Source organism: Streptomyces sp. NPDC023481 (genome assembly GCF_055560195.1).
This window is the reverse complement of sequence record NZ_JBVHJE010000013.1, coordinates 22,525-44,698: the sequence shown is the minus strand read 5'-3', so window position 1 is coordinate 44,698 and position 22,174 is coordinate 22,525. Positions and strand designations below refer to the sequence as shown.

Sequence of the window (22,174 nt, the reverse complement as noted above, 5' to 3'; positions counted from 1 at the left end):
ATCAGGCGGCCATCGGGCAGTCGGCCTGCAGAGCCGAAGGCAGGGCACTCACCGAGCAGGTCCAGGCGATGTCCATCGTGCCGCCGCCGATTTCCGAGAGCGTTCCGAGCTCCTCTATCAGCAGATCGTCGTAGGCCGAACCCATCGCAGACTGAAACGTGTTCATCGCTGTCCCCCATCGAGTGATGCAGCTGTGTAAGCCAGCGCCGCGTTCCCCGCGGCGACTGACTCGATCCTGTCGACCCGGCCCACCCGGCGGCCAGTGCCGCCGTCACAAGGCGCACATGAAATATTCACGCTTCGAAGCGGGGAAACCTCACCCCCGGTTCGGGATGACCGCACTGTCGAAACGGCGCAGGTCAGGGGAGTCTCGGTGATGCAGTGGCCCCGGACCGAACCGCTCGGTCCGCCCGGCAGCCCGCCGGCCCACTGCGTAACGGGAGGAACCGATGGACATCAAGCTCTTGGGGCCGCTCAGCGCACATCTGGGCGGGGTCTCGATCGTGCCGAGCGCGGGCAAGCCCCGGCAGATCCTCGCGCTGCTCGCCGGCTGCGCGGGCCAGGTGCTGCCGGTGCCCACGCTGATGGAGGAGATCTGGGGCGCCGACATGCCGCGCAGCGCGTCGACCACCCTGCAGACGTACATCCTGCAGCTGCGCCGCAAGCTCACCGAGGCACTCGGCCCCGACGCCGACCGGACGGCCAAGGACATCCTGGCCACCGAGTACGGCGGCTACACCCTGCGCGTCGACCCCGAGTCCGTCGATGTGCACGCCTACGACCAGCTGGTGTCCCGCAGCCGCAGTGCCGCCGACCGGGGTGACGCGGCGGCCGTCGCGGACCTGTGCCAGCGGGCGCTCGCCCTGTGGCGCGGACCCGCCCTGGTCGACGTCAAGGTGGGGCCGATGCTGGAGGTGGAGCTGGTCCGGCTGGAGGAGAGCCGGCTGGCCACGCTGGAGCGGCGCATCGACGCGGAGCTGGCACTCGGCCGGCACAGCGCCCTGGTCGCCGAGCTGCGGGCGCTGATCGCCCGGCACCCGCTGCACGAGGGGCTGCACGCGCAGTGCATGCTCGCGCTGCACCGCTCGGGCCGCCGGGGCCAGGCCCTCGACGTCTTCCAGGCCCTGCGCGGCCACCTCGTCGACGAACTGGGCGTGGACCCCTCGGACCGGCTGCAGCGGTTGCACCGGGCGGTGCTCAACGGAGACCCGGCCCTCGACCTGGCCGACCGGGAGGAGTGGCACGCCCCTTTCCGGGAGCGGCTCGCGGTCTGACCCTGGGCCGGACCCTCCGGGCGGTGTCCGCCGACGGTCGGCGCTCCGGCCGGTGTCGGCTGTTGGCCGGTCCCTCCGCCCGGCGTCGGGCGGAGGTTGCGCGCCCCGGCCGGTCCCGCGCGGCGGCCGGGTGCCCCGGTCGGGGTTCGGTGGTGGCCGGGTGTCTCGGTCGGGTGCGTCGGCCGACGGTCAGGGGGCGGTGTCCAGTGGCGCCGTGGCCGGTCTCGATCACGGATCGAGTGGCCGCGGCGATGGTTGCCCCATCAACGGCAGCGTTCCGCCCCGTCCAGCGGCGGGCGCGCCAACAGGACTGTGTCCGTGGGGAGTTCACTGTGACCGTGACCGTGACAGAAGCAGCGCCATCGGCAGCACCGACAGGTGCGGGAAAGGCGCCCCGGATCATCGACCTGTCCCAGGCGGTCGACGCCGCGGCCTGGGAGCCGGACCCGATCGTGCACGACGTGATGACGCCCGCCGAGGGCGCCCGGCACATGGCCGACGAGATGAAGCTGCACTTCGGCCTCGACTTCGACCCGGCCGACCTGCCCGGCGGTGAGCTGCTCTCCCTGGACACGCTCACCCTCACCAGCCACACCGGGACGCACGTCGACGCCCCCTCGCACTACGGCTCGCGCGGTGACTACGGCACCCCCCGGCACATCGACGCCATGCCGCTCGACTGGTTCCACCGGCCCGGCCTGCTGCTCGACGTGCGGGACGTGGGCACCGGAGTGATCGGCAGGGAGCGCGTCGAGCGCGCCCTCGACGAGGCGGGCCGTACGCCCGACCCGCTCGACATCGTCATCCTGCGCACCGGCGCCGACCGGCACGCGGGCACCGCACGCTACTTCACCGACTTCGCGGGCCTCGACGGCCCCGCCACCGACTACCTGCTCGACCTCGGCGTCCGGGTCATCGGCACCGACGCCTGGAGCCTGGACGCTCCCTTCGGTGACATGATCCGGCGGTTCCAGGAGAGCGGTGACCGCTCCGTCCTGTGGCCCGCCCACTTCGCCGGGCGGCGCCGCGAGTACTGCCAGATAGAGCGGCTGACCAACCTGGACGCCCTGCCGGGGCCGAGCGGGTTCACCGTCACCTGCTTCCCCGTGAAGATCGCGGGCGCCGGGGCCGGCTGGACCCGGGCCGTCGCCCTGGTGGACGCATGACCGGCGAGGCGCGCACCCCCTGGCTGGTCTGCTTCCACCACGCGGGCGCCGGCATCTCCTGCTTCGCCCCCTGGCAGGGTGTCGTCGGCGACGCGGCCGAGGTCGTCCCCGTGCTGCTGCCCGGCCGCGAGGCCCGCATCCGCGAGGCCCGCATCACCGACCCGGTCGAACTCGTCGCCGAACTCGAGGGGTTGCTCGGCCCGCTGCTGGAGGACCGGCCGTATCTGCTGTACGGGCACAGCCTCGGCGGCCTCGTCGCCTACACCTTCGCGCGGTCCAGGGAACGCGCCGGGCTGCCCGGCCCCGCCCTGGTCGCCGTCGGTGCCGTACAGCCGCCGCACCTGCGCTCCCCGGTGCTGCGCTCGGCGGAGCTGTCCGACAGGGAACTGCTGGGTGTCCTCGTGGCCTACGGGACGCTGCCACCGCAGGCCGCCGCGGGCGGCCACGTGTGGGAGCGGCGGGTGCTGCCCGCGCTCCGCGACGACCTGCGGCTGGCCGCCGCGCTGTGCGAGACGGAACAGACCCCCCTACGGGCTCCGTTGCTGGCGCTCGCCGCTCGCAACGACCCGATCTCGCCGCTCGTCGGCATGGCCGAGTGGGCCGACTACGCGCCCGCCGGGTTCGGGCTGCGCACGGTCGCCGGCGACCACTTCTTCGTACGGGGCAAGGAGGCGCCGCGCATGCTGGCGGCGGCTGCGCTCGGCCTGCACCAGGCCGACGGCCCGCACCGGGCGGACGGCACCCGCCAGGCGGACGGCACCCACCAGGCCGACGTCCTCCAAGCAGCCGTCCTCCGGCCCGGGTTGAGCCGGGCGCGAGAGACGGACGGCACAGTCGGGACAGCGGTGAACGGTCCCACCGCGGCCGTCCTGCCCAGACAGCGGACCGAAGAACTCAAGTGGACGAGCGAGAGGTGACAGGGCGATGCAGCTGACCAGGAAGCGTGACCGGGCCGTGCGGTCCGGGGTGCGGCGATGGGCCGGGAGGCAGCGATGACGCGGCGCGTGGTCATCACCGGCATCGGTGTGGTGGCGCCCGGCGGGGTGGGCACCAAGGAGTTCTGGTCCCTGCTGACCGAGGGCCGTACCGCGACCCGGGCCATCTCCCTGTTCGACGCCGCGCAGTTCCGGTCCAGGATCGCCGCCGAGGCCGACTTCGACCCGTGGGCGGCCGGGCTGAGCGCCCGGGAGATCCGCCGCATGGACCGGGCCGCCCAGTTCGCGGTGGTCAGTGCCCGCGAGGCGCTCGCCGACAGCGGCATCGACCTGTCCGGCGCCGACCCGGTGCGCACCGGTGTCACCATCGGCAGCGCGGTCGGCGCCACGACGGGCCTGGACACCGAGTACCGCGTCGTCAGCGGCGACGGCGCCGACTGGCAGGTCGACCACCGGTACGCCGTCCCGCACCTGTTCGACTACTACGTCCCGGCGTCCTTCGCCAAGGAGGTCGCCTGGACCGCCGGCGCCCAGGGACCCACCGCCGTCGTCTCCACCGGCTGCACCTCCGGCCTCGACGCCGTCGGGCACGCCGTGGAACTCATTCGCGAGGGCAGCGCCGACACGATGATCGCGGGCGCCACCGAGGCCCCGATCTCCCCGATCTCCGTCGCCTGCTTCGACGCCATCAAGGCGACCTCGCCGCGCAACGACGACCCGGAGCACGCCTCCCGCCCCTTCGACGCCAGCCGCAACGGCTTCGTCCTCGGCGAGGGCAGTGCCGTCTTCGTCCTGGAGGAGCGCGAGCAGGCCCTCGCCCGCGGCGCCCACATCTACGCGGAGATCTCCGGGTTCGCCTCGCGCAGCAACGCCTACCACATGACAGGGCTGCGCCCCGACGGCAAGGAGATGGCGGAGGCGATCCGCGTCGCCCTCGACGAGGCCCGCCTGGACGCCACCGCCGTCGACTACATCAACGCGCACGGCTCCGGCACCAAGCAGAACGACCGGCACGAGACCGCCGCGTTCAAGCGCAGCCTCGGCGAGCACGCCTATCGCACGCCGGTCAGCTCCATCAAGTCGATGATCGGGCACTCGCTCGGCGCCATCGGCTCCCTGGAGATCGCGGCCTGCGCCCTCGCCATCGAGCACGGCGTGCTGCCGCCCACCGCCAACCTGCACGACCCCGACCCCGAGTGCGACCTGGACTACATCCCGCTGACCGCCCGCGAGCAGCGCACCGACACCGTGCTGACGGTGGGCAGCGGCTTCGGCGGCTTCCAGAGCGCGATGGTGCTCACCAGCCCGGAACGGAAGGCAGCATGAGTACGTCAACGGACCTCCTGGAGCGGCCCGTCGAGGCCCCGGTCACCGGCTCCGTGTTCACCGGCATCGGTGTCGTCGCCCCCAACGGGCTCGGAACCGAGGCCTGGTGGGCGGCCACCCTCGCCGGGCAGAGCGGCATCGGGCCGGTCACCCGGTTCGACGCCTCCGGCTACCCCGCGACCCTGGCCGGCGAGGTGCCCGGCTTCGAGGCCGCCGAGCACATCCCGTCCCGGCTGATGCCGCAGACCGACCACATGACACGGCTCGCCCTGACCGCCGCGCAGGAGGCCATCGACGACGCCGGCATCACCCCGGAGGAACTCCCCGAGTTCGCCGCGGGCGTGGTCACCGCCAGCTCGGCGGGCGGCTTCGAGTTCGGGCAGCGCGAGCTGGAGGCGCTGTGGAGCAAGGGCGGCAAGTACGTCTCCGCCTACCAGTCCTTCGCCTGGTTCTACGCCGTCAACAGCGGCCAGATCTCCATCCGGCACGGCATGCGCGGCCCGAGCGGCGTCCTCGTCACCGAACAGGCCGGTGGCCTCGACGCCATCGGCCAGGCGCGGCGGCAGATCCGCAAGGGCAGCGGCCTCATCGTCACCGGCGGCGTCGACGGCGCGATCTGCCCCTGGGGCTGGACCGCCCAGCTGGCCGGCGGCCGGCTCAGCACCGGCACCGACCCCGCCGACGCCTACGTCCCCTTCGACGAGCGGGCCGGCGGCCACGTACCCGGTGAGGGAGGCGCCCTGCTCGTCCTGGAGGAGGAGCGCGCGGCCCGCGAGCGCGGCACCCGGGTGTACGGGCGGCTCGCCGGATACGCCGCCACGTTCGACCCGGCACCCGGCAGCGGTGCCCCGTCCACCCTGCGCCGCGCCATCGAACTCGCCCTCGCCGACGCCGGACTGGCGCCCGAGGACATCGACGTCGTGTTCGCCGACGCGGCCGGGGTGCCCGAGCTGGACCGTGCGGAGGCCGAGGCGCTCGGCGCCGTCTTCTGCTCCGAGGCGGTACCGGTCACCGCGCCCAAGACCATGACGGGCCGGCTCGCCGCGGGCGGCGCCTCGCTCGACGTGGCCGCCGCGCTGCTCGCCCTGCGTGACGGCGTGATCCCGCCCACCGTGGGCACGACCCGTACGGCCGACGGCATCCGCCTCGACCTGGTCACCGAGGCCAGGCACCAGCCCCTGCGCAACGCCCTGGTGGTGGCGCGCGGGCAGGGCGGGTTCAACGCGGCGCTGGTCGTCTCGGCCGCCTGACGCCCGCCGCGCCTCCCGCAGCCCATGTCACCGACCCCACGCCCGCCCCACGACCCCACGCCCCCACGCCCCTCACGACCCCACGAGAACGCGAAGAAAGGCACTGCCATGACGCTGAACGAACTGACCGCCCTGCTCCGCGAGTGCGCCGGCGAGGCCGAGGGCGTCGACCTCGACGGCGACGTCCTCGACGTCCCCCTCGCGGTACTCGGCTACGACTCGCTCGCCGTGCTCCAGACCACCGGTCACATCGAGCGCGAGTACGACATACAGCTCTCCGACGACACCCTCGCCGAGGCGGACACCCCGCGTCTGCTGCTGGAGTACATCAACGAGAGCCTGGCCGGCAGTCGCGCGCAGATCGCCGCCTGACGCCCGCGACGACCGGCCCCCCACACGGCGCCCCGGCACGACAGCCTCCCCCGCTGACCGTGCCGGGGCGCCGTCCCCCTTTTCCAGTTCGCCCCCCTTTTCCGTTCGTCACCCTTTTCCCTCCCTACGACAGACTTCGGAGACGGAGCCCGCATGCGCGTCCTGCTCGTGGTGACCCCCGTGAACAGTCATCTGCTGCCCATCGTGCCGCTGGCCTGGGCGCTGTCCGCCGCGGGCCACCAGGTCCTGCTGTGCGGCGAGCCCGTCGCCGTGGCGACCGCGCGGGCGGCCGGCCTGCACGCCGTCGAGGTCGACGCCCCGGCGCCCGCCCCGGCGCCCGCCCCCGCGCCGCCCCGGCCCGCCCCGGCGCCCGGACCGGCGGCCGCCCCGGCTCCCACGCCCGGTGCCGGCTGGCAGCCGGACTGGGACAAGCTGGCGGCGAACTGGCAGCGCCGGGTGGGCCGTGTCATCGACGGCTACCTGGCGCTGGCCCGCGACTTCCGGCCCGACGTGGTGGTGTCCGACCCCCTGGAGTTCTCCGGGCCGATCGTCGCGGGCGCGCTCGGTGTGCCGTGCGTGGTGCACCGCTGGGGCCCCGACCTGCTGACGACCCAGGCCCGTGAGCCTGCCCGCCGGGCGCTGAAGTCCCTGGCGGAGCAGGCGGGTTCACTCGGCGGGCTGCCCGACCCCGCCCTGTTGCTCGACCCCTGCCCGCCGAGCCTTCTCGCCCCCGGCACGGACCCCGGCCGGCCGGTGCGCTTCGTGCCGTACAACGGGCCCGGCGGCTACCCCGGCCGACGGGCCACCGGGGCCGAGCGCACCGTCTGCGTCTCCTACAGCACCCGGACGGTCGAGGAGTGCGGACTCGACGGGATCGCCGCACTCGCCGAGGCGTTCGACGGGCTCGACGACGTGCGTGCCCTCCTCACCCTGGCACCCGAGCACGCGGCCGCCCTCGGTCCGGTACCCGCGAACGTGGAGGTCGTGGATCCGGCTCCGCTGTCCCTGCTCCTCGACGGCTGCACGGCCCTGGTCCACCACGGCGGCGCCGGCACCGGCCTCACCGCCCTCGTACGGGGCCTGCCCCAGCTGGTCCTGCCGCAGGCCCTGCCCGCCCTCGACGTCTACGGGGAGAGGCTCGCCGCGCGCGGGGCGGGGGTACGGGTCGCCCTGGACGGACAGTCGGACCCCGGCTTGCTGCGGGAAGCGGTGGTGGCCCTGCTGGGTGATCCGGGGTTCGCGTCGGCCGCGCGGGAGGTGTCGGCCGAGATCGCGTCGATGCCGTTGCCGGCACACGTCGTTTCCCGGATCGAGGAGGTGGCGTCGGGCTGAGCCCACGCCCCCGTACGGGGCGGGCACGTGTGGGACGTACCCGGGGTCGGATGCCGCCCTGCCCGCCCCGCCGCCCCGCTCCACCGCCCAAGGCGGCGGTGCGGGGGTCCGTCATGGCGAGAGGGCCACCGGAGTGGATCCGGTGGCCCTCTCGCGGGGACGCGGTGGCGCTACGCCAGGTCGTCCCGGGAGATCAGGCGGTGGCGGACCAGCCAGCGGCCGTCCTCGCGGACCAGCTCGTCCTCGCAGGTCGTGGAGGCCTTGATGAACGGGGCCTGGCCCCGGGGCGTCTCGATGACGAGCGCGTAGGAGCGGGCCCGCACCGTGTCGCCGCGCGCCTCGTCGACCGCGACCATGCCCATCCAGTGCCGGCGCTGGATGCCGTCACGCTCGTACTGGGCGACGACCTGGCCGGCGACGGCGGCGATCGTGTCCCGGCCGACGGTCGGCTCCGGCTTGGCGTTGGCGGCGAAGACACCGTCCTCGGTGAACGTCGCCGCCCACTCCTCGACCCGCCCGGAGTCGAGCAGCTGCATCTGCTGCGCGTAGAACTGCTGCACCTGCTGGTACAGCTCGGCGAAGCCGGCGCCCTGCGCATACTCCGTCTCCGTCACGGTCATGGCGGTCCCTCCTGATGGGCCTCGGGTGTCACCACCGACTCTGGGCCGCTGACCTCGCGCCCCGCTCGACACGGGGCGGAGCACCACCGCTCGCCGCGCCTTCCAGTGCCGCTCCATCACATCCCGAGTACGGCCCTGCACCGTGACGCCGTCCGGTCCGGACCGGCACCAGCCACACCACCAGCGTTAGGGGAGCGCCCGAGATGGCGAACAACCAGCAGAAAGTCGCCCTGGTCACCGGGGCCACCAGCGGAATCGGCCTGGCGGCCGCCCGGGCGCTCGGCGCCGCGGGGCACGCGGTGTTCGTGTGCGCGCGCACCGCGGAGAGCGTCGAGCTGACGGTCAAGGAACTGCGCGCCGAGGGCTACGAGGCGAACGGCACCGCCACCGACGTACGCGACCCCGAGTCCGTGCGGGCGCTGGTGGCCGCGGCGGTCGGGACGTACGGGCGGATCGACGTCCTCGTCAACAACGCCGGCCGCTCGGGCGGCGGCGTCACCGCCGACCTCGACGACGAGCTGTGGGACGACGTGATCGCCACCAACCTCACCTCCGTCTTCCTGGTGACCCGCGCGTTCCTGCGCGAGAGCGGCGTGCGCGAGCGCGGCTGGGGCCGCGTCATCAACGTCGCCTCCACCGCCGGCAAGCAGGGCGTCGTCCTCGGCGCCCCGTACTCCGCCTCCAAGCACGGCGTCGTCGGCTTCACCAAGGCGCTCGGCAACGAGCTGGCGCCGACCGGCATCACCGTCAACGCGGTCTGCCCCGGCTACGTCGAGACGCCGATGGCCCAGCGCGTCCGCCAGGGCTACGCGGCCGCCTACGACACCAGCGAGGACGCGATCCTGCAGAAGTTCCAGGCGAAGATCCCGCTCGGCCGCTACTCCACCCCGGAGGAGGTCGCGGGGCTGATCGGCTACCTCGCCACCGACACCGCCGCCTCCATCACCGCGCAGGCCCTCAACGTCTGCGGCGGCCTCGGCAACTTCTGACCCCCGCTCTCCTCCCACCCGTAACCCGATCCACGCTTTGGAGGCGTTCGCCATGGCAGTCCCGGTCCAGCAGCCGGTGAGGTACGAGACCACGCACGCGGTAGAGGTGGCCGCCGACGCGGAGGCGGTGTACGCGGTCGTCGCCGATGCCCGCTCCTGGCCCCTGCGGTTCCTCCCCAACGTCCACGTGGAGCACCTGGAGGAGTCCGAGGGCTTCGAGCGCATCCGCATCTGGGCCACCGCCAACGGCGCGGTGAAGTCCTGGACCTCGGTGCGCACCCTCGACCCGGAGGCGTTGCGCGTCACCTTCCGCCAGGAGGTGTCCACGCCGCCGGTGGCCGCGATGGGCGGCGAGTGGATCGTCACCCCCCTCGGCCCCGGGCGCTCGCACCTGGAGCTCAAGCACGACTTCAGCGCCGTCGACGACGCCCCCGGACACGTCGAGTGGATACGCACCGCCCTCGACCGCAACAGCGGCCACGAACTGGACAACATCCGCCAGGTCGCCGAACTCGGCGAACAGCTCGGTGAGCTGGAGTTCTCCTTCACCGACACCGTGCACGTCGAGGGCGACGGCGCCGACGTCTTCGACTTCCTGAACCGCGCCGACCTGTGGCCGGAGCGCCTGCCGCACGTCGCCGCCCTCGACCTCACCGAGGACGAGCCGGGCGTGCAGGTGATGCGCATGGACACCAGCACCAAGGACGGCTCCGTGCACACCACCGAGTCGATCCGGGTCTGCTTCGCCGCCGACCGCATCGTCTACAAGCAGACCACCGTGCCGCTGCTGATGACCGCCCACACCGGAGCCTGGACGATCAAGGAGTCCGGCACCGGCGTCGACGTCTCCTCGCGGCACGACGTGCGGCTGCGCACCGACACCATCGAGCGGATCCTCGGCGCGGGCGCCACCGTCGCGGACGCCCGCGCCTACGTCCACAAGGCGCTCAGCACCAACAGCACCGCCACCATGAACCTCGCCCGCGCCCATGCGGAGGCACGCCGTGGCTGAGCCGGAACTCACCGTGCCCACCCGGGTCGACGGGCTGCTCGCCGAGAGCGCCCGGCAGTACCCCGAGCGGACCGCGCTGATCGCCGAGGGCACCGCGACCACGTTCGGCGCCCTGGAAGAGCGCACCGGGGCCGTCGCCGCCGCGCTGCGCGAGCTGCTGCCGCGGCCCGGCGAGCGGATCGCCGTCGCCGCCGCCCTGCACCCGGACTTCCCGGTCGCCTACTACGCGACGATGCGCGCCGGTCATGTGGCGGCCGTCGTCAACCCGCTGCTGCGCGAGGAGGGCCTCCTCCACGTGCTCGGCATGTGCGAGGCGCGGGTGGCGTTCGTCGACGCCGCGCTGTACGGGCGGATCGGTGCCCTCCGCGACCGCCTGCCGCACCTGGAGCGCGTCGTCCTCATCGGCGACGCGTCCCCCACCGACCCGGCCGACACCACCCTGGAGGCGCTGGCCGCCGCGGGGCGCGCCGCCACCGCGCCCGCCGGCACCCCGTACGAGGGCGGCGGCGACGACATCGCCTGCCTGCACTTCACCAGCGGCACCACCGGACTGCCCAAGGCGGTTCAGCTCACCCACCGCAACCTGACGGTGAACGCCGCGCAGATCGCGTACGCGCACCGGCTCGACGCGGCCTCGGTCACCCTCAACCACCTGCCGACGTACCACCCGATGCACCTCAACTCGGCCGTCCACGCGGGCGCCCCGCAGATCCTCTTCGCGGGCCCCGACCCGGCCGGGGCACTGGCCGCCGCCGACCGCCACGGCGCCACCCACTACTACAGCCTCCCCGTCCGCCTGGCCCGGCTCGCGGACGCCGCCGAGCCCGCCGTGCGCGTCCCGCGGTCCCTGCGCCACGTCGCCTCCGGCGGCTCCGCGCTGCCCCCGCACGCGGCGGCCCGGCTCAGTGAACGGCTCGGTGTGCCCGTCTTCCAGGGCTACGGCCTCGCCGAGACCTCCCCGCTCACCCACAGCGACGACGCCTTCGCCCCGGTGCACGGCAGCGTCGGCCGCCCCGTCCCCGGCACCGAGTGCCGGATCGTCGACGTCGAGACGCGCGCCGTCCTGGCGCCCGGCGAGGCCGGCGAGGTGGAGGTGCGCGGACCGCAGGTGATGGCCGGCTACCTGGGCGGCGGCGGGGTGGGCGCGGACGGCTGGTTCGCCACCGGCGACGTCGGCCGCGTCGACACCGACGGACGGCTGTTCCTCGTCGACCGCCTCAAGGACGTCTTCAAGTGCGACAACTTCCTCGTCGCACCCTCCGACGTGGAACGCGCCCTGCTCGACCACCCCGCGGTCGCCGAGGCCGTCGTCGTCGACCTGCCGCACCCGTACTCCTCGGCGGTCGCGGGCGCGCTGCTCGTGCTGGCCGACCCGGCGGCGACGCCCGAGGCCGTCCTCGCCGACGTCAACCCCCGGCTCCCGTACTACCAGCGGGTGCAGGACGCCGTCGCCGTCCCCGCGATCCCACGCAACGGCAACGGCAAGATCCAGCGCCGCGACCTGCGCGCCCGGCTCCTCGACCTGACGCGGGGCACGGCCGAGCAGGCTCCCCGGTCCACCTCCCACGGAAAGGCTCCCGCCATGGCCCCCGAGTTCACCGTCGTCAACACCTTCACCCTCAAGGACCCCGCCGACGCGGCCCACTTCGAGGAGCACTTCGGCTCCCACGTCCAGTGGATGCGCGCCCAGGGCGGCTTCCGCTCCCACCAGGCCGTGCGCGACCAGGACACCCCGGGCACCTACGTCAACGTCGGCTGGTGGGCGACCCCGGAGGACTTCAAGGCCGTACTCGGCTCGGAGACCTTCCAGGCGCACGCCGCCGAGTTCCACCGGATCGTCGACGTCGAGGCCGACCCCTCCATGGGTGTCCTCCGGGTCGCCGAGGCCGAGGGCGGCCAGGCCCTGTACGTCACCGTCGCCGACGTCACCGGCGACGCCGGCGCCTTCGAGGCCGCCTACCGCGCCTTCGCCGAAGCCGCCCGCGCCCTCGACGGCTTCGCCTGGCTCGACCTGGCCCGCTCCCTGCCCCGTCCCGGCCGCTACACCGCCATCGGCAGCTGGCGCGACGCGGACGCCGCCCGGCGCGCCCACGAGCTGCCCGAGTACACGGCCCTGGCCGCGCTCGCCACCTCGCACACGGTGACGGCCGCCCCCGTCATCGGCACCCGATGAACACGTCCGAGGCGGCCGGGACGGGCGGGGCCGCCGCCGACACGCCGGACACCGACGTCTGCGTCGTCGGCGGCGGCCCCGCCGGGCTGGTCCTCACCCTGCTGCTGCTCGCATCGGGGGCGCGGGTCACCCTGGTCGAGCGTTCCCGCGCGCACCACCGGGAGTTCCGCGGCGAGATCCTCCAGCCGGGCGCCATGCGCCTGCTCGACGACCTCGGCGTGCTCGCCGGGGCGCGGGCCCGCGGCTGCCACGAGCACGACCGGTTCCGGCTCCTTGAGGGCGAACGTGTCCTGCTCGACATCGACTACCGCACCCTGCCCGCCCCCTACGACCACCTTCTGAGCATCCCGCAGCCGCACCTCCTGGACGAACTCGTCCTGCACTGCGCCAAGTTCGACACCTTCACCCACCTTGAAGGGCACCGGGCGAGCGCCCTGCGGCACGGCCCCGGCGGCGAGATCACCGGGGTGTTCGCCGACGGCCCCGAGGGGCGGCGCGAGATACGCGCGCACGTCACCGTCGCCGCCGACGGCCGGTTCTCCAAGCTGCGCCGGCTCGCCGGCATCGAGGCCGGCCGCAGCGACGTGTTCGACCTGGACGTGCTGTGGTTCAAACTGTCCGTCCCGGACCGTGCGTCCGGCCGCCGGGACGTCCGCGTCTTCCGGCACGGCGCGAGCCCCGTCCTCGCCTACGACTCCTACCCGGACAAGGTGCAGATCGGCTGGACCCTCCCGCACGGCGGCTACGCCGACCTCGCGGCCCGGGGCGTCGAGCACCTCAAGGAACAACTGGCCGCCGCGGCACCGCCGTACGCGGAAGCGATCCGCGAACAGATCACCTCCTTCAAGGACGTGAGCCTGCTCGACGTGTTCTCCGGTCGCGCCGACCGGTGGGCGGTCGACGGCCTCGTCTGCATCGGCGACGCCGCCCACACCCACAGCCCCATCGGCGCCCAGGGCATCAACCTGGCCGTGCAGGACGCCGTCGCCCTGCACCCGCTGCTGATCACCTCCCTGGCCGAGGGTGACGCGAGCGCCGCGCTCCTCGGCACCTTCGAGGAGCGCCGGGCCCCCGACATCGCGGCCGTCATGCGCACCCAGCGCCTGCAGAGCGCGGCCATGCTCGGCCGGGGCGTCGTCGCCACCCGCGTGCGCCCCGCGCTCGCCGCCCTCCTGCGCCGCACCCCCCTGTACGGGAAGGTCCTGCGCCACATCGCGTACGGCAACCCGCACATCCGGGTGGCGAAGGAACTGTTCACGGACGTCTGAGCGCGACACGGCGAAGGGCCGGACCCCCCTCGGGGTCCGGCCCTTCGCCGTGTGCGTCACACGAGCCGGGCGAGGTCCCGGGCCACCTGGCCGGGCGACGGCATCGCGGCGATGGCGCCGGCGAGTTCCGCGGCGGCCGCACCATGGGACGGGTCGTCGAGCAGCCTGCGTACGGCGGCGGCCACCTGGGCCGGGTCGTCCTGGTCGGCGGCCTCGGGCAGGGACAGGCCCGCGCCCGCCGAGACCAGCGCGTCGGCGTGCGGGAACTGGTCCATGATCTGCGGCAGCACCAGCTGCGGCAGGCCCGCGTCGGTCGCCGTGAACAGGGTGCCGGCGCCACCGTGGTGGACGACGGCCGCGCAGTTGTCGAGGAGCGGGCGCAGCGGCACCGGCTCGATGAGCCGCACGTTCGGCGGCAGCCCGGTGAGCGACGGCTGCAGCCGGGAGGGCACGGTGGCCAGGGCCTCGGTGTCCGGGAGGTCGGCGAAGGCGCGCAGGACGTGGGTGAGGAGCGGCAGGCCGCCGAGGTCGAGGGTGCTGGTGCCCAGCGAGACGACGACCCGGCGGCGCGGCCCGTCCGCGCCGTCGTACAACCAGTCCGGCAGGACCGCCGGGCCGTTGGAGGGAACGTACCGGATGGGTGTGCCCGGCGCGGTGTCCGGCAGGCGCAGGGCGGCGGGGGAGGGGTCGAGCACCACGTCCGGGTCGGGCAGGCCGGGCAGGCCCAGGCGCCGGCACAGCGGGCCCAGGGTGGCGCGGGCGGCGGCCCGGGCGCCCGTCGTGAACGGGTCGAGCCCCCAGCGGTGGTGGACGACCGGGACGCCGAGCACCCCGCCGACGATCAGCGACGAGTACTCCATCATGTCGGCGACGATCAGATCGGGGCGGTAGCGGCGGGCGAACGCCAGGTGCTCCTCCACCAGGTACTTGGCGTGCATCTGCCACACCTTCGCGCCGCCGGCGAGCCCGGCCGCGTCCGGCCGTGGGCGCACCTCGCGGGGCCGCTTGCCCGGCGGGAGACCGCCGGACAGCAGGTCCTCCACGTGGTAGGGGTCGCCGACCGGCACGGTGTGCAGGCCCGCCGTCAGCGCGGTGTCGACCACATCGGGCTGTACGGCGGCGACCACGTCGTGGCCCTCGCCGCGCAGCGCCCAGGCGAGCGGCAGGAGCGGGGAGAAGTGGGTGGGCACCGGGGTGTTGAGCATGAGGACGCGCATGGGGCCTCCAGTCGGCCGGGGTCGGATACAGGGCGCGGACACGGGCGACGCCCCGCGCGGGAGGTGACCGGGCGGGGCGTCGCGGCTGGTGGTGCGGCATCAGGCCGCTTGGACGGCCGGTTCCGTACGGTCGTGCGGTTCGGCCGGCCCGTCGGAGCCCTCGGGGCCGTCGGAGGCGTCGAAGGCGACGTCCGGCATCGCCAGGGCGAGCAGCAGGCCGAGCACCATCACGCCGGCCGCGACCAGGAACGTGGTGGACGTGGCCGACGCGTACACCTGGTCGCGGGCCGGGCCCGGTCCCGGCATGCCCTTCGGGGACAGCGCGGTGAGCCGGTGCGAGAGCACCTCGCCGAGCAGGGCCGTGCCGAAGGCGCTGCCCAGCGTCATGAAGAAGCGGGTGCCGGAGGTGACCACGCCGAGCCGGTCCTCCGGCGCCGCGGCCTGCGCCGTCTGCAGCACCACCTGGACCACGCCGCCGAGGCCGAAGCCGAGCGGGATCAGCAGCAGACCCACCGTCAGGCTCGAGGTGTCCGCGCGGATCAGCCCGAACAGGGCGAGGGCGCCCACCGCCACGCAGGCGTTGACGACGAGCACCGGCTTGAACCGGCCGAACCGGGGGATCAGCCGGCCCGACACCGCCATCACCACGAGCACCCCGATCGCCATCGGGGCCAGCCGGATACCGGAGGCCTGCGCGCTCACACCGCGGGCGACCTGGAGGTAGGTGACCACGAACACCGGCACGGCCAAGACCGTGAACCCGCCGACGAACTGCAGCGGCGCCGCCACCCGGAACACCGGGTCGGTGAACAGGGACATCGGCAGGATCGGGTCGGCGGCCCGGGTCTGCCACCAGCAGAACACCACGACGAGCAGTACCGCGGCCGCGCCGAGCGTGAGGATCACCGGTGACGTCCAGGCGTAGGTGCCGCCGCCCCAGCGCGCCAGCAGCAGCAGTGCCGTCGCCCCGGCCGTGACCAGGGCGGCGCCGAGCACGTCGACCCGGTGCTCACCGCGCTCGCGCGCGGGCATCCGCAGGCCGAACACCGTGCCCACGATCGTCAGCAGGCCGAGCGGCAGATTGACGTAGAAGATCCAGCGCCACGACAGGTGCTGGCACAGGAACCCGCCGAGCAGCGGTCCGGCGACGATGCCCAGGGCGACCAGGCCGCCGCCCAGGCCGGCGCCCGAGGTGCGGCTGCGGGCGGGCAGCAGCGTGGCGATGATGATCAGCGTGACCGACATCAGGCCGCCGCCGCCCAGCCCCTGCACCGCGCGGAACGCGATCAACTGCCCCATGGACTGGGCCAGTCCGCAGGCCGCGCTGCCGAGCAGGAAGACACAGACGGCGAACAGGTACACCGGCTTGGGCCCGTACAGGTCGCAGAACCTGCCGTACAGCGGCTGGCTCGCGGTGGCCGCGAGGACGTACGCGGTGACGAGCCACGGCAGCCGGTCGAGACCGTGGGCGGGATCGAGGTGCCGGGTGATCTGCCAGGCGGCGCTCGTGACGATGTTCTCGTCGAGGAACGACAGCAGCATGGCGGCGAGGGCGCCCGCGACGAACAGGCGGATCTGCTTGCCGTTCATACCGGGCCGCCCGGCGGGCAGGCGGGGTGGGTCCAGGTCATGTGGGGGTCCTCCGTGGGGTGTGCTGCGTGGCCAGCCGCTCCAGGACGGCGACGAGACGGTCGGGCTCCTCGTCGGCGGGCAGCAGCCGCGGCACGGGCAGGGCGCTCAGCCCGGCCCGCCGGCACAGGCCGCCGAGGAAGAACGCGGCGACGCCGCGGAGGGAGTCGCCGAGCCCGTCCGCGGCTGGATCGGGATCGCGGTGATGGGCGACGGGGATGCCGAGCGCCCCCGCCACGACGAGCGACGCGTACTCCAGACGGGACCCGACGATCACGTCGGGACGCCAGGAGCGGGCCGTCTCCAGGTAGCGGGGGGTCAGATAACGGGCGTGTCCCACCAGGGGCTTGGGATCGGTGGCCAGGTCGGGATGGTCCTCGGGATGGAACCGGCTGCCGACGCGGACCAGTTCCAGACCCGCCGCCCCGGCCACCTCCCGCACGTCCGGCTGCCCGGCCACCAGGACCTGGTGGCCGGCGTCCCGCAGGGCCCGCGCGAGGGGCACCATCGGCGCCAGGTGCGCGGGCACCGGTGTGGTGGTCATCAGGACACGCATGACGGCTACCGCTTGTTGCGGCGTGCGAGCTTGACGGCGCCCGCGATGACGAAGACGACGACGAGGGCGATGCCGGTGTGCACGAAGTTGATGTCCATGGGGTCTCTCCTGTGGGGGTGTAGGCCGGTCGGTGGTGCCGGACGGAGCGGTCGGGTGGGTCAGGCGTGGGCCGGGGTGGCGCCGTACCGGGCGAAGGTCTCCCAGAGGGCGGCCGGGGTCGCGAAGGTGGCGCTGTTCAGGGCCGCCTCGGGCAGCTCGACGCCGTACTCCTCCTCCAGCGAGACGAGCAGCTCGACGGTGGCGAGGGAGTCCAGGCCGGCCTTCTTCAGGTCGAGGCCGGGGGCGAGCCGGGTGTCGCGCGCCGTGGCGGGGAGCACGGCGGCCAGCAGCCGTTCGAAGCGGACGTCCCACGTCGGTGCGGCAGTTGTGATCATGACGTCTCCTGGTCGGTCGGTTCGGGTGCCGCCGCGCGGGCGCGCAGCAGCTGCCGGTCGGTCTTGCCGTTGGGGGTCAGCGGGAGGGCGGGGAGCACCCGGCACTCGCCGGGCACCTTGGCGTCCTCCAGGCGCTCGGCCAGCCGCTCCGCCAGCTCGGCGGGGGCCAGCCGGGTCACGGCGAACAGCGTCAGGTCGAAGCCGTCGCCGGGCGGGACCGCGCAGGCCGCCTCGACGCCCGGCACGTCCAGGGCGGCGCTCTCGATCTCCAGGACGCTCATCCGGTTGCCGCGCCGCTTGAACAGGTCGTCGCGGCGGCCCTGGAAGTAGAGGTGCCCGTCGGTGTCGAGGTGCCCGTAGTCGCCGGTGTGCAGGGTGACCTCGCCGGTCACCGGGTCGGGGCGGAAGCGCTGTGCGGTGATCTCGGGGGCCTGCCAGTAGCCGGCCATGACGTGCGGTCCGCGCACCGCGATCTCGCCGACCTCGCCGGCCGGCAGCGCCCGCCCGTCCTCGTCGAGGATCAGCACCTCGGTGCCGGGCAGGGCGGGGCCCACCGAACCGGGCTTGGCGAGATCGCCGTCCGGTTCCAGGACCGTGATCCGCTTGCACTCCGTGGTGCCGAACATCGGCGACACCCGGGCGTGCGGGAAGGTGCGGCGCAGGGCGGCGATGACCGGCTGGGTCAGCGCGGCACCGGTGTTGGTGAACAGCCGCACCGGCAGCGGGCCGGCGCTCTTGTCGCGCCCGGCGAGCCGCAGCAGCATCTCGGCGAGCGAGGGCACCACCGGTACGACGGTCACGCCGTGCTCGCGCAGGGTGCCCAGCAGCTTCAACTGGCGCTGCGGGGAGGCCAGGACGACCTGGGCGCGGGCCAGCACGGACAGGAAGATCTGGTAGAGGCCGTAGTCGAAGGAGAGCGGGATCGCCACCAGCACCACGTCGTCGGCGCGGTAGCGCAGCACCTCGGCGATGGCGCGGGCCGCGAACACGCACGGTGCGTGCGGGCTGACCACGGCCTTGGGCGCGGACGTCGAGCCGGAGGTGTAGATCAGCAGGGCGAGGTCGTCGGGGGAGGGGGACGCCTCCCGGCCGGACGGCAGCCCGTGCACGGGGGCGGCGGCCGGGTCCAGGCCGGCCTGGACGGCCTCCAGGTCGTGCACCGGGCGGTCGGTGAGCTCCGCGAGCAGCGCCCTGTCCTCGCCCTGCCCGAGCAGCAGGACCGGGGCGCTGTCGGCGACCACCGACTTCAGGTGGAACCGCTTCATCGCCGGGTTCACCGGCACGCACACCGCGCCGTGCCGCAGGATGCCGAACAGGGCCGCCACGAACGCGCGGGTGTTGCCCGCCCGCACCAGAACCCGCTCTCCGCGCCGCACCCCGCGCTCCTCCAACCAGGCGGCGAACGACCGGCTGTGCGCGTCGAGTTCGGCATACGTCCAGCCGCCGGTCTCGTCCCGGACGGCGGGCGCCGACGGGCACTCGGCGACAGCCGCGGCGAGCAGCCCCGGCAGCGTGCCGGACGCCTCCTCCGCGACTGCGGTGGTCTGCGGCTGCAGGGCGGTCACCACTGCGGCACCTCCGTGATCTCCAGGACGGCCGCCGTGCAGGTGTAGCCCGCGCCGCCGCCGAACAACATGACGTGGTCGCCGGGCGCGACCGCCCGGGTGTCGATCAGATGGGCCAGCCCCGCGGCCCAGTCGCCGCCGCCGACATGGCCGGTGGTACGCCCGTACGACCAGGTGGTCTGCTCCTCGGTGACGCCGAGCAGGTGGTGCACCTGGTGGTCGCCCTTGCGCCGGCCGGTCGCCGGGGTGACGACCTTGGCCAGGTCGGCGGTGGTCAGACCCGCGTCGGCGAGCACCTCCTTCTTCGCCCGCAGCATGGTCCGGGCGATCCGCATGGTCAGCTCGTCCTTGTCGTGCCGGGCGGCGTACGCGGCGGAGCGGGTCGTCAGGTCGATCGGCACGGCGGCCGCCGGGGACGCCGTACGGAACGGTTCGTCGCCCCGCGTCAGGCCCTCCAGCGCGTTGTCCGCGGCGGTGGCCGTGGCGAGCAGCCGGGCGAAGCCGCCTCGCCGGGAGACGACGACCGCGGTGCCGCCGTCGCCGTACGCGCTCATCTCGTGCATGCCCCAGCGGTTGACCGCGGGCCCGGTGAACCGGTCGGCGGTGGTCAGCATCACCGCGCTGCCGCCGCGCAGCCCCGCCGTGAGGTGGGCGGCGGCCAGCTCGATGCCGCTCACCCCGACGTTGCAGCGCTGCTGCACATCCATGGCCGGCACGTGGCGGCCCACGGTGCGCTGCGCGATGTAACTGGCCGCCGGCCAGATGTCCAGGCCCTGGAACCACAGGCTGCCGTGCAGCAGCAGACTGAACTCCGACGGATCGATGCCCGACCGCCTCAGCGCGCTCTGCGCGGCGAACACGGCCATGTCGGGCGGCGCCACGTCGTCGCTGCGCAGCACGGACGCGTAGTCGAAGGTCTCGTACCGCTCCTTCGTGTACCGGCCCTCGCGCACCGCGTCCGCCGCACTGACGGGCTGGGGCAGCCAGGTGCCCACCGCGGCGACATGCATGTCGTCCCAGCGCATGAACTCTCCTCCCGTTGGCCGTCGGCTGTCCCGCAGGACTGGATGCAGTGTCGGGGCCCCCACTCGAACGGCCCTTGAGGCGAGGTACACGGGGCGCGGCCCCATCTGCGGTCCAGCGGCTGTCGAGGTGACGGCGCCACGGTGGGCGCATCCGTTCCACGGGCCACCGGCGGCCCTTCCAGAGGGAGGCATTCAGTGAACGCGAGCCACCGGCGCCCCGGCGGGCCGCTCGACTTCGGCGTGTTCTTCTTCGCCGCGCTCGGCGACCGGGTGCGCGAGACCTACGACCTCATGCTCGACTGCGCCCGCCGCGCCGACGCACTCGGACTCGGGTTCGTCTCCACGCCCGAGCGCCACTTCCACCGCTTCGGCGGCGCCTTCCCGAACCCCGCGGTGACCTCAGCGGCGATCGCCGCGGTCACCGAGCGCGTGCAGATCAGGGCGGGCAGCGTCGTCACCCCGCTGCACCCCACGGCCCGGGTCGCGGAGGACTTCGCGATGGTCGACGGCCTGTCCGGCGGACGCGCCGCGATCTCGGTCGGCTCCGGCTGGAACGTCAACGACTTCGTGCTCGCCCCGCAGGAGTACCACGGCCGGCGCGCCCGCATGATCAGTGATGTGCACGCGCTGCGTGAGGCCTGGCGCACCGGCGTCTGGCACGGCACCGACCCGTTCGGCAAGGACGTCGACCTCGACATCTACCCGAGGCCCGTCCAGCGCGAGCTGGAGATCTGGGTCACCGCCTCCCGCAGCGAGGACACGTTCAAGGAGGCGGGCCGACTCGGCTGCAACGTGCTGACCCACCTGGAGAACCAGGACCCGGAGTCCCTCGCCGGCAACGTCGCCCTGTACCGGGAGGCGCGCGCCGCCTCGCCGGTCCCCGGGCGCGGCAAGGTCACCGTGATGATGCACACCTACCTCGACGACGATGCCGAGGAGGCCCGTCGCACCGGCGGGGCCTGGCTGCGCGACTACCTGCTCACCGCGATCGACCTGGAATCCCGCGCGGTCAGCGCCGGCGGTCGGATGAGCGGCGGCAAGCAGGGACGCGCGGTGCTCGCCGCCGACGCCGCCCAGCGCAAGCTGGCCGACCTCGGGGTCAACCGGTACCTCGACGGCAACGCGCTGATCGGTTCCGTCGAGGAGGCCGCGGTCACCGCGGAGCGGGTGCGGGCGGCCGGCGCCGACGAGATCGCCTGCCTGGTCGACTTCGTCGGGGAGCCGTCCCGGGTGCTGGCCTCGCTGGAGCATGTCGGCGCGTTGCAGGCGCGGTTCGCCGCGGCGCCGGCCCGGGCCGCCTGACGCGCCAGGGGTGCCCGGTTCCGCCGTCCCGCGGCTGCCGCCGTGTCGCGGCCGGTCGCGCCCCCGCGGCGGCAGCCGCACACCGACACAGCCCCGCGCCCCCGCCGGGGCACCCCCCTCAGCCCTGCTCACCCGCTACGAAGGGAAGTTGGCCGTGCCCACGATCCTTGCCGTGTCCGGTAGTCCGTCGTCCGGGTCGTTCACCCATGAGGTTCTCGGGCTCGCCGCCGACCGGCTGCTCGCGGCCGGCTGCCGGGTGGACACCCTCGTCGTACGGGAGTTGCCGGCCGCCGCGCTGCTCGGCGGGGACACCGGTCACCCGGAGCTGCGGGACGCGCTGCGCCGGGTCGACACCGCCGATGCCGTGATCGTGGCGACCCCCGTGTACAAGGCCGCGTACGCCGGTCTGCTGAAGGCGTTCCTGGACGTGCTGCCGCAGTACGCGCTGCGGGGCAAGCCGGTGCTGCCGCTGGCGTCCGGCGGGTCGATGGCCCACGCCCTCGCCCTGGACTACGGCCTGCGCCCGGTCCTCGCCTCCATGCGGCCCGCCGCGATCACCGACGCCGTGTTCGTGCCGGCCGACACCGCGCACACCGACCCGGTGACCGGCGCCCGCCGACCCGGCCCCGCCGCACTGGAACGCCTCGACGAGGCCGTGGCCCAGCTGACCGCGCTGCTCGCCGCACCCGCCCCGCGCGTCCCGCTGACGGTGGCCGCCTGACCCCCACA

General features: G+C 74.1%; 21 protein-coding genes. 13 read left to right on the top strand and 8 right to left on the bottom strand.

All coding sequences use genetic code 11. The annotated features are described in order from the left end of the window. Position 1: 1 nt before the first annotated feature. Entirely contained in the window at positions 2 to 166 is a 165-nt protein-coding gene (locus ACZ3ZD_RS24280) for a hypothetical protein (RefSeq protein WP_467400972.1), read from the bottom strand. A 283-nt stretch (positions 167 to 449) separates the two neighbouring features. Here ACZ3ZD_RS24280 and ACZ3ZD_RS24275 point away from each other — a divergent pair, with 283 nt between their 5' ends. From ACZ3ZD_RS24275 to ACZ3ZD_RS24245, 7 genes are all read left to right on the top strand, one after another. Next, positions 450 to 1,274, top strand: coding sequence for an AfsR/SARP family transcriptional regulator (locus tag ACZ3ZD_RS24275; RefSeq protein WP_467400969.1), 825 nt, complete (start codon positions 450 to 452; stop codon positions 1,272 to 1,274). Positions 1,275 to 1,612: 338 nt separating this feature from the next. After that, the gene (locus ACZ3ZD_RS24270; RefSeq protein ID WP_467400966.1) at positions 1,613 to 2,440 is read left to right on the top strand and encodes a cyclase family protein; all 828 of its coding nucleotides are present in this window, start codon (positions 1,613 to 1,615) and stop codon (positions 2,438 to 2,440) included. Beyond that, a complete protein-coding gene (locus tag ACZ3ZD_RS24265) occupies positions 2,437 to 3,357 on the top strand; it encodes a thioesterase II family protein (RefSeq protein ID WP_467400964.1) in 921 nt (306 codons plus the stop codon). The genes ACZ3ZD_RS24270 and ACZ3ZD_RS24265 overlap by 4 nt, the downstream gene beginning before the upstream one ends. A 75-nt stretch (positions 3,358 to 3,432) precedes the next feature. Beyond that, positions 3,433 to 4,701, top strand: coding sequence for a beta-ketoacyl-[acyl-carrier-protein] synthase family protein (locus ACZ3ZD_RS24260; RefSeq protein ID WP_467400961.1), 1,269 nt, complete (start codon positions 3,433 to 3,435; stop codon positions 4,699 to 4,701). Then, positions 4,698 to 5,951 (top strand): ketosynthase chain-length factor, encoded by a 1,254-nt coding sequence (locus ACZ3ZD_RS24255; RefSeq protein WP_467400959.1) that lies wholly within the window; start codon positions 4,698 to 4,700, stop codon positions 5,949 to 5,951. The genes ACZ3ZD_RS24260 and ACZ3ZD_RS24255 overlap by 4 nt, the downstream gene beginning before the upstream one ends. Positions 5,952 to 6,059: 108 nt before the next feature. Then, positions 6,060 to 6,323 carry an acyl carrier protein gene (locus ACZ3ZD_RS24250; protein ID WP_467400955.1) on the top strand — a complete coding sequence of 88 codons (264 nt, stop codon included), beginning with the start codon at positions 6,060 to 6,062 and terminating at the stop codon, positions 6,321 to 6,323. 153 nt (positions 6,324 to 6,476) lie between these two features. Further along, positions 6,477 to 7,655 carry a nucleotide disphospho-sugar-binding domain-containing protein gene (locus ACZ3ZD_RS24245; protein ID WP_467400952.1) on the top strand — a complete coding sequence of 393 codons (1,179 nt, stop codon included), beginning with the start codon at positions 6,477 to 6,479 and terminating at the stop codon, positions 7,653 to 7,655. Between the two features lie 170 nt (positions 7,656 to 7,825). On the opposite strand, the gene ACZ3ZD_RS24240 is transcribed toward ACZ3ZD_RS24245, so the two are convergent. Continuing rightward, on the bottom strand, positions 7,826 to 8,275 hold the full coding sequence (locus ACZ3ZD_RS24240; protein WP_467400949.1) for a nuclear transport factor 2 family protein: 450 nt from the start codon (positions 8,273 to 8,275) through the stop codon (positions 7,826 to 7,828). 203 nt (positions 8,276 to 8,478) lie between these two features. Here ACZ3ZD_RS24240 and fabG point away from each other — a divergent pair, with 203 nt between their 5' ends. Genes fabG through ACZ3ZD_RS24220 form a run of 4 tightly spaced genes read left to right on the top strand, consistent with a single transcriptional unit; the run spans position 8,479 to position 13,717 of the window. Beyond that, positions 8,479 to 9,264 carry a 3-oxoacyl-ACP reductase FabG gene (gene fabG, locus ACZ3ZD_RS24235; RefSeq protein ID WP_467400944.1) on the top strand — a complete coding sequence of 262 codons (786 nt, stop codon included), beginning with the start codon at positions 8,479 to 8,481 and terminating at the stop codon, positions 9,262 to 9,264. 52 nt (positions 9,265 to 9,316) lie between these two features. Next, positions 9,317 to 10,276 carry an aromatase/cyclase gene (locus tag ACZ3ZD_RS24230; RefSeq protein ID WP_467400941.1) on the top strand — a complete coding sequence of 320 codons (960 nt, stop codon included), beginning with the start codon at positions 9,317 to 9,319 and terminating at the stop codon, positions 10,274 to 10,276. Then, on the top strand, positions 10,269 to 12,449 hold the full coding sequence (locus ACZ3ZD_RS24225; RefSeq protein ID WP_467400937.1) for an AMP-binding protein: 2,181 nt from the start codon (positions 10,269 to 10,271) through the stop codon (positions 12,447 to 12,449). Before ACZ3ZD_RS24230 ends, ACZ3ZD_RS24225 begins: the two co-directional genes overlap by 8 nt. After that, positions 12,446 to 13,717, top strand: a complete 1,272-nt coding sequence (locus tag ACZ3ZD_RS24220) for an FAD-dependent monooxygenase (RefSeq protein WP_467400935.1) — start codon at positions 12,446 to 12,448, stop codon at positions 13,715 to 13,717. The genes ACZ3ZD_RS24225 and ACZ3ZD_RS24220 overlap by 4 nt, the downstream gene beginning before the upstream one ends. Before the next feature lie 56 nt (positions 13,718 to 13,773). Here ACZ3ZD_RS24220 and ACZ3ZD_RS24215 read toward each other — a convergent pair whose 3' ends face one another. The 6 genes from ACZ3ZD_RS24215 to ACZ3ZD_RS24190 form a co-directional block, all read right to left on the bottom strand. Then, positions 13,774 to 14,934, bottom strand: a complete 1,161-nt coding sequence (locus tag ACZ3ZD_RS24215) for a nucleotide disphospho-sugar-binding domain-containing protein (RefSeq protein WP_467400933.1) — start codon at positions 14,932 to 14,934, stop codon at positions 13,774 to 13,776. Positions 14,935 to 15,033: 99 nt separating this feature from the next. Further along, positions 15,034 to 16,524: an MFS transporter gene (locus tag ACZ3ZD_RS24210; RefSeq protein ID WP_467400930.1), complete on the bottom strand. Its 1,491-nt coding sequence runs from the start codon at positions 16,522 to 16,524 to the stop codon at positions 15,034 to 15,036. Between the two features lie 37 nt (positions 16,525 to 16,561). Beyond that, positions 16,562 to 17,107, bottom strand: coding sequence for a glycosyltransferase (locus ACZ3ZD_RS24205; RefSeq protein WP_467400926.1), 546 nt, complete (start codon positions 17,105 to 17,107; stop codon positions 16,562 to 16,564). Between the two features lie 170 nt (positions 17,108 to 17,277). Continuing rightward, entirely contained in the window at positions 17,278 to 17,553 is a 276-nt protein-coding gene (locus tag ACZ3ZD_RS24200) for a phosphopantetheine-binding protein (protein WP_467400923.1), read from the bottom strand. Then, positions 17,550 to 19,118, bottom strand: coding sequence for a class I adenylate-forming enzyme family protein (locus tag ACZ3ZD_RS24195; RefSeq protein ID WP_467400920.1), 1,569 nt, complete (start codon positions 19,116 to 19,118; stop codon positions 17,550 to 17,552). Before ACZ3ZD_RS24195 ends, ACZ3ZD_RS24200 begins: the two co-directional genes overlap by 4 nt. Next, positions 19,115 to 20,143 (bottom strand): ketoacyl-ACP synthase III family protein, encoded by a 1,029-nt coding sequence (locus ACZ3ZD_RS24190; RefSeq protein WP_467400918.1) that lies wholly within the window; start codon positions 20,141 to 20,143, stop codon positions 19,115 to 19,117. The genes ACZ3ZD_RS24195 and ACZ3ZD_RS24190 overlap by 4 nt, the downstream gene beginning before the upstream one ends. A 195-nt stretch (positions 20,144 to 20,338) precedes the next feature. Here ACZ3ZD_RS24190 and ACZ3ZD_RS24185 point away from each other — a divergent pair, with 195 nt between their 5' ends. Next, positions 20,339 to 21,445 carry a MupA/Atu3671 family FMN-dependent luciferase-like monooxygenase gene (locus tag ACZ3ZD_RS24185; RefSeq protein WP_467400915.1) on the top strand — a complete coding sequence of 369 codons (1,107 nt, stop codon included), beginning with the start codon at positions 20,339 to 20,341 and terminating at the stop codon, positions 21,443 to 21,445. Positions 21,446 to 21,617: 172 nt separating this feature from the next. Continuing rightward, positions 21,618 to 22,166, top strand: coding sequence for an NADPH-dependent FMN reductase (gene ssuE / locus ACZ3ZD_RS24180; protein WP_467400913.1), 549 nt, complete (start codon positions 21,618 to 21,620; stop codon positions 22,164 to 22,166). The last annotated feature ends 8 nt before the right edge of the window (positions 22,167 to 22,174 follow it).